The sequence below is a fragment of the Pseudomonas sp. SIMBA_068 genome, assembly GCF_046534705.1.
Classification (GTDB): domain Bacteria; phylum Pseudomonadota; class Gammaproteobacteria; order Pseudomonadales; family Pseudomonadaceae; genus Aquipseudomonas; species Aquipseudomonas putida.
This window is the reverse complement of sequence record NZ_JAWRYI010000007.1, coordinates 347,359-358,439: the sequence shown is the minus strand read 5'-3', so window position 1 is coordinate 358,439 and position 11,081 is coordinate 347,359. Positions and strand designations below refer to the sequence as shown.

General features: G+C 63.4%; 9 protein-coding genes. 6 read left to right on the top strand and 3 right to left on the bottom strand.

Going from position 1 to position 11,081, the window contains the following annotated elements:
• Positions 1 to 332: 332 nt before the first annotated feature.
• Positions 333 to 2,141 carry an ABC transporter ATP-binding protein/permease gene (locus tag SB756_RS18390; protein WP_410911329.1) on the top strand — a complete coding sequence of 603 codons (1,809 nt, stop codon included), beginning with the start codon at positions 333 to 335 and terminating at the stop codon, positions 2,139 to 2,141.
• A gap of 10 nt (positions 2,142 to 2,151) precedes the next feature.
• On the opposite strand, the gene SB756_RS18385 is transcribed toward SB756_RS18390, so the two are convergent.
• Positions 2,152 to 3,354 carry an MFS transporter gene (locus tag SB756_RS18385; RefSeq protein WP_410911328.1) on the bottom strand — a complete coding sequence of 401 codons (1,203 nt, stop codon included), beginning with the start codon at positions 3,352 to 3,354 and terminating at the stop codon, positions 2,152 to 2,154.
• Between the two features lie 73 nt (positions 3,355 to 3,427).
• Positions 3,428 to 4,711: an arsenic transporter gene (locus tag SB756_RS18380; RefSeq protein WP_096425860.1), complete on the bottom strand. Its 1,284-nt coding sequence runs from the start codon at positions 4,709 to 4,711 to the stop codon at positions 3,428 to 3,430.
• Positions 4,712 to 5,000: 289 nt separating this feature from the next.
• Between SB756_RS18380 and SB756_RS18375 the strand changes: the two genes are divergently transcribed.
• The 5 genes from SB756_RS18375 (at position 5,001) to SB756_RS18355 (ending at position 10,190) form a co-directional block, all read left to right on the top strand.
• On the top strand, positions 5,001 to 7,241 hold the full coding sequence (locus SB756_RS18375; RefSeq protein ID WP_410911326.1) for a TonB-dependent siderophore receptor: 2,241 nt from the start codon (positions 5,001 to 5,003) through the stop codon (positions 7,239 to 7,241).
• A gap of 157 nt (positions 7,242 to 7,398) precedes the next feature.
• On the top strand, positions 7,399 to 7,686 hold the full coding sequence (locus SB756_RS18370) for a hypothetical protein (protein ID WP_028613446.1): 288 nt from the start codon (positions 7,399 to 7,401) through the stop codon (positions 7,684 to 7,686).
• Positions 7,683 to 9,203 (top strand): PepSY-associated TM helix domain-containing protein, encoded by a 1,521-nt coding sequence (locus SB756_RS18365; RefSeq protein ID WP_410911325.1) that lies wholly within the window; start codon positions 7,683 to 7,685, stop codon positions 9,201 to 9,203. Before SB756_RS18370 ends, SB756_RS18365 begins: the two co-directional genes overlap by 4 nt.
• The gene (locus tag SB756_RS18360; RefSeq protein WP_341798127.1) at positions 9,200 to 9,538 is read left to right on the top strand and encodes a DUF3325 domain-containing protein; all 339 of its coding nucleotides are present in this window, start codon (positions 9,200 to 9,202) and stop codon (positions 9,536 to 9,538) included. Before SB756_RS18365 ends, SB756_RS18360 begins: the two co-directional genes overlap by 4 nt.
• Before the next feature lie 112 nt (positions 9,539 to 9,650).
• Entirely contained in the window at positions 9,651 to 10,190 is a 540-nt protein-coding gene (locus SB756_RS18355; protein ID WP_410911323.1) for a histidine phosphatase family protein, read from the top strand.
• 3 nt (positions 10,191 to 10,193) lie between these two features.
• On the opposite strand, the gene SB756_RS18350 is transcribed toward SB756_RS18355, so the two are convergent.
• Complete coding sequence (locus SB756_RS18350; protein WP_043204391.1) at positions 10,194 to 10,979, bottom strand: sulfite exporter TauE/SafE family protein; 786 nt, start codon at positions 10,977 to 10,979, stop codon at positions 10,194 to 10,196.
• Positions 10,980 to 11,081 lie beyond the last annotated feature (102 nt).

The following is an 11,081-nucleotide window of genomic DNA, read 5'->3' as shown; positions in this document are numbered from 1 at the left end:
TCGCCGATGGTAGTGTGGGGTTTCCCCATGTGAGAGTAGGTCATCGTCAAGATTCATTTCGCAAAACCCCTATCTGCACATGCAGGTAGGGGTTTTGTCTTTGCGGCGCAAATATCCCCAGTTCTGGCCGACTCCTGTAGGAGCAGCCTTGTGCTGCGAAGAGGCCGGTAAGGCTAAAGATTATCTTGGGTTGCAATGGCCTCTTCGCAGCACAAGGCTGCTCCTACAGGGGCCGCGGAAACAGGTCAGGATCATGAAATGTACGTCATTAATGCCTGATGATCCGTAGAGCAATGCTACGCTCGCGGAAATACTCAGCACGGATACCCACCATGGACATGAACTGGCACCAGGCCCTGCAAGAGAGCCTGAGATGGCTGGCAATCGCTTCGTTCATCACCCTTGTCTGCTTTACCGCTGCCGCGACACTGGCTGTCCGTTGCACACGCTGGGGCAGCCAGTTCTGGCAGCTTGCCGGGCCCTACTTCAGTTTCAGGCGCAGTTGGCGGCCACTATTGGTGTTTGCGCTGTTGCTGATGTTGACGCTGTTCTCGGTGCGCCTGAACGTACTGTTCTCGTTCTGGTACAACGGCTTCTACAGTGCCTTGCAAGGCCTGGATCAATCCGCCTTCTGGTACATGCTCGGCGTCTTTGCCGTACTGGCCACCATCCACGTGCTGCGCTCGCTGTTCACCTTCTATGTAACCCAGGCATTCAGCATTCGTTGGCGGGTCTGGCTTACCGATCGCCTGACCCACGACTGGATGCATGGCGATGCCTACTACCGTGGTCAGTTTCTGGCCGAGCCGGTGGACAACCCTGACCAGCGTATCGAGCTGGATGCCAATGCATTTGTCACCAACTCGGTCACCCTGGCCTTGGGCGCTGTCAGTGCACTGGTGTCGCTGGTGGCCTTCACCGGGATCCTCTGGTCGCTGTCGGCACCGCTGGCGGTTGCCGGTGTGGAAGTCCCCCGGGCGATGGTGTTTGCCGTGTACCTGTATGTCATCGTTGCCACCTGGATTGCCTTCCGCCTTGGGCGCCCGTTGATCCGCCTGAACTTCCTCAATGAAAAACTCACCGCCAACTTTCGCTATGCGCTGATGCGCCTGCGCGAGAATGCCGAGAACATTGCCTTCTACCAAGGCGCCTTGGTGGAGCGTGGCACGTTGCTGGGCCGCTTTGGCGCCTTGATCGTCAATGCCTGGGCGCTGGTGTTCCGGAACCTGAAATTCAGTGGTTTCAACCTGGGTGTTAGCCAGGTTGCCGTGGTGTTCCCGTTTATACTCCAGGCGCCACGCTTCTTCAGCGGTGCGATCAAGTTGGGTGACGTCATGCAGACCGCCCAGGCCTTTGGCCAGGTGCAGGATTCATTGTCGTTCTTCCGCGAATCTTACGATGCATTCGCTCAATACCGGGCCACCCTCGACCGTCTGACCGGTTTTCTTGATGCCAACGAGCAGGCGAGCGCCTTGCCGCGTGTCACCACCGAGGCTCAGCAACATGCGTTGGAAATCACTGATCTGCAGGTACTGCGGCCAGACGGGCATGCGCTTGTCGCTGACCTTGACCTGAGCCTGCACGCCGGTCAGGCATTGTTGATCAAGGGCCCGTCGGGCAGTGGTAAAACCACGCTGCTACGAGCCCTGGCGGGTCTTTGGCCATACGCTGAAGGTAAGATCAGGCGCCCGCCAGGCCATCAGGCGTTGTTCCTGTCGCAGCGCCCCTACCTGCCCCTGGGCGACTTGCGGGCGGCCATCGCCTACCCGGCAGCCAGCAAGCCCGAGGACGAAATACGTATGCAACAGGCCTTGCGCCAGGTCAACCTGGCTCATCTGGCGGAGCGGCTGGAGGTCAGTTGCGACTGGTCGCATATTCTCTCGGTGGGTGAGCAGCAGCGCCTGGCGTTCGCACGGGTGCTGTTCAACCGGCCTCAGGTAGTGTTCCTCGACGAGTCCACTTCGGCGATGGACGAAGGGCTCGAGCACGCCCTGTATTCGCTGCTGCGTACGGAAATGCCGGGTGCGCTGCTGGTCAGTGTTGGCCATCGCAGCACACTGGCGGGGTTCCATACTCACCGGCTTGAGGTGGATGGGCGCGGGGGCTGGTCGTTGCTCAAGCAGGAACCGGCGTTGGCCTAATCCGGTGTGCTCACCGTAACAGCATCACCCCCACCAGGGTGGTGCTGGCAAGCCCTGCGCCGACCAGGAAGGTTGCCTGGAACCCCGCACCATCCCACAACAACCCTGCCACCACGCTGGCCGCCAGCAGTGCCACCCCGGTCAGCAGGTTGAACAGGCCGAAGGCGGTCCCGCGCAGGTTGGCGGGTGCGCTGTCGGCGATCATGGCCGCGAAGATGCCCTGGGTGAAGCCCAGGTGCAGCCCCCAGGCGGCAACCCCCAGGGCCAGCGCCGTCCAGCCAGGCAGCAGGGCCAGCAACAGGTCGGCGGCGATCAGCATCCCCAGCCCCGTCATCAGCACGCCGTGGCGCCCCAGGCGGTCCGACAGCACTCCGGCAGGGTAGGCCGACACCGAGTAGGCCAGCGCCATCAGCACCAGCACCGCCGGCGCCCACATTGGCGCCAGGCCCATGTCCTGGGCGCGCAGCAGCAGGAAGGCCTCGCTGAAGCGGGCAAGGGTGAACAATGTGGCCAGGCCGATCAGCCTCCAGTAGGCCGGGCTCAGGCGGACCAGTTCGTGTACCGCCAGCGGTGCGCGCACGGGCCGTGTCGTGGCCGGCGTTTCAGGTTCGCGGACGAAGGCGATGAGGATGTACACCGCCACGAACGCCGGGATCACCGCCACCCAGAACACCGTCTGGAAGTGGCTCGCGGTCAGCCACATCAGTAAGATCGCCAGCAATGGCCCGAGGAAAGCACCAACCGTATCCAGCGCCTGACGCAGGCCGAAGGCGGCGCCACGCAACTCGGGGGGCGTGACATCCGCCACCAGCGCGTCGCGCGGCGCCCCACGAATGCCTTTGCCGACCCGGTCGACGAAACGTGCTGCGGTCAGCCACTCCAGCCCGGAGGCCATGGGGAATACCGGCTTGGTCAGCGCCCCCAGGCCATAGCCGAGCACCGTCAGCAGCTTGCGCTTGCCCAGCCGGTCGCTGAGGGCACCGGAAAACACTTTGCTGATCGAGGCGGTTGCCTCGGCGATACCTTCGATAACGCCCATCGCCACCACCGAAGTGCCGAGCACGGTGACCATGTACAGCGGCAGCAGGGCGTGGATCATCTCCGAGGAAATGTCCATGAACATCGACACAAAACCCAGCGCCCAGACACTGCGCGGGATCTTAGGCAGGGTTCGGGTGGCATTGGCGGAGCTGCTGACTTCATTGCTGCGCATCTGGGGGCTCAGCAGTGTTCCTACGATTCAAACTGTAGGAGCCCGGGCGCATGATGCAAACCGTCCGGCAACCTCAAACACTCAACCAAAGTGCCAGGGCCGCCAAGGTCACCAGCAGCACCGGCACGGTCAGCAGTACGCCGACCTTGAAGTAATACCCCCAGCCGATCACCACCCCTTTGCGCGCCAGCACATGCAGCCACAGCAACGTGGCCAGGCTGCCTATCGGGGTGATCTTCGGCCCCAGGTCGCAGCCGATGACATTGGCGTAGATCATCGCCTCGCGCACCACGCCCTGGGCTTCGCTGGCATGGATCGACAAGGCGCCGATCAGCACACTGGGCAGGTTGTTCATCAGCGACGAGAGCAGCGCCGCAATCAGCCCGGTGCCCAGCGTAGCCGCCCACAGCCCATGCCCGGCGAGCCAGTCCAGTACCCCGGCAAGGGCGTCGGTCAGGCCGGCATTGCGCAGCCCGTACACCACCAGGTACATCCCCAGCGAAAACACCACGATCTGCCACGGTGCTTCGCGCAGCACGCGGCGGGTTGAAATCACGTGGCCGCGGGCGGCCACGGCAAACAGCACGGCGGCGCAGGCCGAGGCCACCGCGCTGACCGGGATGCCCAGCGGCTCCAGCACGAACAGCGCGGCCAGCAACACCACCAGTACCACCCAGCCCGCACGGAACGTGGCGCGATCGCGCACTGCCAGGGCAGGCAACTGCAGGTCGTCGGTGGCGTACCGCAATGGGATGTCACGGCGAAAATACAGCCACAGCACCAGCAGCGTGGCCGCTACCGCCACCAGGTTCACCGGCACCATCACGGCGGCGTAGGCGTTGAAGCCGAGCCCGAAGTAGTCCGCCGACACGATGTTTACCAGGTTCGATACCACCAACGGCAGGCTTGCGGTGTCGGCGATAAAACCGGCGCCCATCACGAAGGCCAGGGTTGCCGTGGGGGAAAAGCGCAGCGCCAGCAGCATCGACATGACGATGGGGGTAAGGATCAGTGCTGCGCCATCGTTGGCGAACAGCGCGGATACCGCTGCCCCCAGCAGCACCATGAAGGCAAACAGGCGACGCCCGTCGCCTCGGGCCCAACGCGCCACATGCAGCGCCGTCCAGGCGAAGAAACCGGCTTCGTCCAGCAACAGGCTGATGACGATCAGGGCGATGAAGGTGGCGGTGGCGTTCCAGATGATTGCCCAGACGGTGGGGATATCGTGCAGTGACACCACACCGCACAGCAGGGCCAGCAGCGCACCGAAGGTGGCACTCCAGCCGACGCCGAGGCCTTTGGGTTGCCAGATGACCAGGGTCAGGGTGAACAGGAAAATCAGCGTGGCTGGGAGCATGAACAGATGGCTCGGGTTAGAGGAAGGCAAGTGTAGCCAGTGCAGAAGCCAATTACTTCAGCATGACCAGGATTCTGTGTGAGCGGGAATACGGCGCTCTACCGCGCGCTTCAGCAAAGTTCGGTTACAAACATGTAAACTTCGTAAATACGATTTACTCTCATTTGCGATTCCCTATATTTACCACCTCTGTTGGCCACCAGACTGTGTTTGCGAGGCCGGTGGGCGAGGGCTCCCGGTTTCCGACAGGGATGTGCCGTTTCGCTCATGAATCGCAGGAGATGTACCCATGCAGTGCAGAACTTCACCCAACAGCCTGGCCTTGGCGTTCGTTGCGCTGGCGTCACCGGCCGTGGTGGCCACCGCGGCCCAGGCTGAAGAGCAGCGCACGGGTGAGGTGCTGGAAGTGCCGGTTGCCGACAACGCGCTGGTGATTCAGGACACCCTGATCACCGCCGAGCGCGAGGCGCGTCAGGCCTTGGGTTCGTCGATCATCACCGCCGACGACATCAAGCGCCACCCGCCATCCAATGACCTGTCCGATATCATCCGCCGCGAGCCCGGCGTCAACCTGACCGGCAACAGCGCCAGCGGCGCACGCGGCAACAACCGGCAGATCGACCTGCGGGGCATGGGTCCGGAAAATACCCTGATCCTCATCGATGGCAAGCCCTCCAGCGCCCGCAACGCCGTGCGTTATGGCTGGAACGGTGACCGTGATACCCGTGGTGAAACCAACTGGGTGCCCGCCGAGGCAGTCGAGCGTATCGAGATCTTGCGTGGCCCGGCCGCCGCTCGCTATGGCTCCGGCGCCATGGGCGGGGTGGTGAATATCATCACCAAACGCCCCACCGACGAGCTCAAGGGCAGCGTCAGCCTGTTCACCCAGTTGCCGGAAGACAGTGCCGAGGGTGTCAGCCGCCGCGCCAACTTCAACCTCGGTGGCGGCCTCACCGATAACCTTGGTTTCCGGCTGTTCGGCGGCCTGGCCAAGACTGACGCTGACGACCTCGATATCAACGCCAGCCACGCCAACAGCGCACTGGTTGCCGGCCGTGAGGGTGTGCGCAACAAGGACATCAACGGCCTGCTCAGCTGGAAGCTGAACGACGAGCACCGCTTCGAAGCCAGTGCAGGCTACAGCCGGCAGGGCAATATCTATGCTGGCGACACCATGAACAGCAACGGCGGCAGCGACGTCGCACTGATTTCCAGCCTGTATGGCCACGAAACCAACGTCATGCAGCGCAGCACCTATGACCTGACCCACCTGGGCGACTTCACCTGGGGTACCAGCAAGACCACACTGGCCTACGAATACGTGCGCAACTGGCGCCTCAACGAGGGTTTGGCCGGTGGCCCGGAAGGGGCGATCAACGACAGCGGCGCGGCGATGTCGCGGTTGCGTAACACGCGCTTGAACAGTGAGGTCAACTTGCCGTTCGCCCTGGGCAGCACCGAGCATGTGCTGACCCTGGGGGGCGAGTACCTGTACGAGTCGCTCAACGACCAGGGCTCGTTCCGTCCGCAGAGCTTCGACCCGAGTGGCTCGGGCAGTGACGCGATCAGCGGTTTCGACCGCAGCGAATCGAAGATGACCGCCAGAAGCTACGCATTGTTCGTCGAGGACAATATCGTCATCGGCGACACGACGGTGACGCCTGGCTTGCGTTTTGACCATCACGAGATGTTTGGCGACAACTTCAGCCCCAGCCTGAACCTGTCGCACAAGCTCACCGAGGCGCTGTCGGTCAAAGGCGGCATTGCTCGCGCCTACAAGGTGCCGAACCTGTATCAGTCCAACCCCAATTACTTGCTCTACAGCCGCGGCCAAGGCTGCAGTGTGGAGCAGACCAACTCCGGTGGCTGCTACCTGCAGGGTAACGCCGACCTCAAGCCGGAAATCAGCGTCAACAAAGAGATTGGCCTGCTGTACGACCGCGGCACCTGGCGTACCAGCGCCACCTACTTCCGCAATGACTACAAGAACAAGATCATCGGCGGTACCGATGTGCTCTATGCCATCAACAGCGGCCGCCGCGTGACCCAGTGGGAAAACGCCGGCAAGGCGCGGGTGGAAGGTATCGAAGGCAACTTCTTCATCGAGCTGACGCCGACCCTGGACTGGAACACCAACCTGACCTGGATGCTCGACAACGACAATCGCGAGACTGGCGAACCGCTGTCGGTGATCCCGGAATATACCGTCAACACCACCCTTGACTGGCGCGCCACGGAGCAGCTGTCGTTCCAGGTGGCGGGTACTTACTTCGGTCAACAGAAGTCGCCGACCTACAACTACCGCACCCAGCAAGACTACGACAAGGCCGCGCAGCAGGACGTCGAGGCCTATGGCCTGGTGGACGTGAGCGCCGGGTACAAGTTCAACGCCAACTACGACGTGCGGGTGGGCGTGAACAACGTGTTCGACAAGCAGATCCTGCGTGGCGGCAACGCCAGTAGTTCGGGGGCCAACACGTATAACCAGCCGGGCAGGGCGGTGTTTGCTGCGCTGAATATCAACTTCTGAACCAAGGGGCCGCTATGCAGCCCAATCGCCGGCAAGCCAGCTCCCACAGGTCCCGCACAGCCCTTGAACCCTGTGCGGCACCTGTGGGAGCTGGCTTGCCGGCGATTGGGCTGCGCAGCAGCCCTGGCCTCATCACCGGACCTCAAGGAACCCTCCGATGATCAAAGCCCCTGCCTGGCTACAACTACTCTCCCGCAGCGCCGCCGCACTGCTCGGCGGCTACGCCCTCAGCTACGCCGCCAGTGCCTGCCTGGCCCGCATCCTGCCGCTATCTGCCGCCGATGCGGTCATTGTCGCGACCCTGCCGGCGTTCATTTTTTACACCGTCGCCATCCTCTGGGCCTTCGCCTGCCGTGATGCCCTGCGCGCCTGGGCGCCGCTGGCACTGGCTGCGCCCCTTGCCCTGATCGGTTTCTGGCCGCAGGTAATGGAGCGGCTGGCATGAAGAACACTTTCACCCAATCGATGGCCTGGCTGCACACCTGGGCCGGGCTGATCTTCGGCTGGCTGTTGTTCGCCATCTTCGTCACCGGCACCCTGGCGGTGTTCGACAAGGAGCTCAACCACTGGATGCAGCCGGAAATCCCGGCCACCCAGGTGCCCCAGGCCGACGCTGCCCGGCGCGCTATCAACTACCTGCAGGCCCATGAACCGCAGGCCGGCAACTGGGGGATCAGCCTGCCGAGCGAACGCGCGCCCGGGTTGCGCGTGTCTACCGGCGAGCGCCGCCACGGCGGTGGCGTACAACTCGACCCGCGCACCGGCGAGGCCATCGAGGTGCGCGACAGTGTCGGCGGCAACTTCTTCTTCCGCTTTCACTTCACCCTCGACCTGCCACGCAACTGGGGCATTTTCGTCGTCGGCGCGTTGGCGCTGGTGATGCTTGCGGCCTTGATTACCGGCATTGTCATTCACAAGAAGATCTTCAAGGAATTCTTCACCTTCCGGCCGAACAAGGGCCAGCGCTCGTGGCTGGATTTCCACAACGCCAGTGCGGTGCTGTTGCTGCCGTTCCACCTGATGATCACCTACACCGGCCTGGTGATATTCATGCTCATCTACATCCCCGCCGGGGTCGATGCGCTCTTTGCCGGCGACACACGCGCCTACTTCCAGGCCCAAGGCAATGCTCGCGTGGAACAGCCCCGTGGCCTGGCCAGGCAGCCGGCCGCGCTGGTGGATGTCGCACCGCTGTTGGCCCAGGCCGAGGCGCGGCTCGGGCCGATTGGCGGCTTGAATATCCGCAACCCGAACACGGCGGCGGCGCGCGTCGAAATCCGCCCCGAACTGGGCAATCGCATCGCGCTGGCCAAGGGGCAGGCCATGGTCTTCGATGGCGTCAGCGGGCAACTGCTCAGTGACGTGCCTGAATGGCGCGCGGTGCCTTTGACCCAGCGGGTCATGGTCGGCCTGCACTTCGCCCAGTTCGGCGGCTATCCGATGCGTTGGCTGTACTTCGTGTGCGGGCTGGTCAGCTGCCTGATGATCGCCAGCGGCCTGGTGCTGTTCTGCGTGAAACGCGGGCGCAAGTATGTCAATGCCACTGCCGATGCTTCGGCACGGCGCTGGTACCGGGTGGCAGAGGTGTGCAACGTGGGCTTCATCAGCGGTTTGCTGCTGGCGTGCGTCGGGCTGCTGTGGACCAGCCGCTTGTTGCCGGTGGAACTGGTACAGCGGGAGAGCTGGGAAGTACGTGCGTTCTTTGGTGTATGGCTGCTGGCGCTGTTGCATGCGGGTGTCAGGCCGGCACGCCGGGCATGGGCCGAGCAACTGTTGCTGACGGCGTTGCTGTGCATCGGCCTGGGTGCGTTTGGCGGCCTCGAAGACGCCATGCGCCTGGGCGTAGCGGCCTGTGCCTTGGTACTGGGCGTGTTGGTTGGGCTGGTGGCCTGGCGGGTGCGGCAAGCACAACCGGTGCAGCAGAAGGCCCGCACAGGGCGGCAACAGGAGGCCGAGGCATGATGATGTGGATTGCAGGCGCAGTGCTGTTCGCTTATGCCGGTATGCTCGGGCTGTGCCAGGGGCTGGAGCGGCATTACAAACAGGTGTGGAATCGCACCTGCCCGCGCGCGTGGAGGATCAGCCTGCGCAGTGCCGGTTGGTTGGCGTTGCTGGCGAGCCTGACGCTGTGTGCCCAGGCCTGGGGCTGGGCCATGGGGCCGGTGGCCTGGTTCGGCGTGCTGTCGCTGGCGGGGTTGGTGCTGGTGATGTTGCTGCCGTACTGGCCGCGGCTGGCGGTGGCATTGGTGGGGGCGCTGCCGGTGTGGGGTCTGGTGCAGGTGGTTGCCCATTTATGAACTGAACGCGCCTACAAGGGATACGCGTTAGTGCGGGCGGCGACATCGTTGCAGCCAAAAGCCTCGCAGCATGCTAAACCATGGGCCCCTGCCTGCTGCGAGAGAGCCCCCGGTGAAAGCCGTCCGCCTTACTCTGATCTGCCATGCCCTGACCCAGGCCCAGAAGACCGGGCACCTGCACCGTGCAGATGACGGCATCTTGCCGTTGACCCAACACCCCGACGCCATCGTGCCCGGCATGCAGGTGCTGACTGCGCCAGAGCGGCGAGCCTGCGAGACGGCGGCGTGGTTGTCGGGGCCGGCGCAGATCGAGCCGGCATTGGCCGATTGCGACCTGGGGCGTTGGCAGGGTTTGCCGTTGAAGCAGTTGCAAACCGAACAACCGCAGGCGTTGGCAGACTGGCTGCAGGACCCTGCCAGTGCGGTGCATGGTGGGGAGTCGTTTGCTGCGCTATGCCAGCGTGTGGCCACCTGGCTGGCGGCTTTCGACACGCCGGGTGAGTGGCTGGCGGTGACTCACCCGATGGTCATGCGCGCCGTGCTGGTACAGGTGTTGGGGTGCCCGATGCAGGCCAGCCAGCGTATCGACGTGCTGCCGCTTTCGCGCCTTGGGCTGAGCTTTACCGGGCAGTGGCGCCTGCGCCTGGGCTGAAGGTCAGAACGCCAGCTTGTAGCCGATCAGCAGCAGCATCGCCGCCAGGCATGGACGCAGCACGCGGTCGGAGATCCGTCCGGTGAGGTGGCTGCCCAGGTAAATGCCCGGCAGCGAGCCCAGCAGCAGGTAACCCAGCAGCGACCAGTCCATGTTGCCCATGCCGGCGTGGCCCAGGCCTGCTACGAGGGTGAGCGGCACGGCATGAGCGATTTCGGTACCGACCAGGCGGCGCGTGACCAGAAACGGGTACAGCAGGAACAGCGCCACCGTACCCAGTGCGCCAGCACCGATGGAGGTGAGGGTGACCATTACCCCCAGTACCACGCCAGTAAGCACGGTAAGGGTGTTCAGGCTACGGTCGCTGAGGTGGTAGTGGTCACCGGCATGGCGGCTGGCAAAAGCCTGCAGGCGTGATTTGAACAGGATGGCCAGCGCGGTCAGGATCAGTACCACCGCCAGGCCCTGCTTGATGATGGCGTTGAGCGCCGAGGTGTCGGTGTGCAGGGTGTTGAGGAACCACAGCGTCAGCGCTGCGGCGGGCACGCTGCCCAGGCTGAGCAGGCCGGTGATCTTCCAGTCGATGTTCTTGTGGCGCGCATGCACCCAGACGCCACTGGCTTTGGTAATTGCCGCATAGAGCAGGTCGGTACCGACGGCCGTCGCCGGGCTGATGCCAAACCACAACAGGATCGGGGTCATCAGCGAGCCGCCACCGACGCCGGTCATGCCGACGATGAAACCCACGACCAGGCCAGCAATGGTGAAACCGAAAGAACCTACATCCATACGCTACTCGACTGCCCATCTTTGCCCGTTATCGGATGCAGCCAGCATATAGATTTTTTTATAGCCAAATAGACTTGTTCGTTATTAGGTTATAACCGGGCG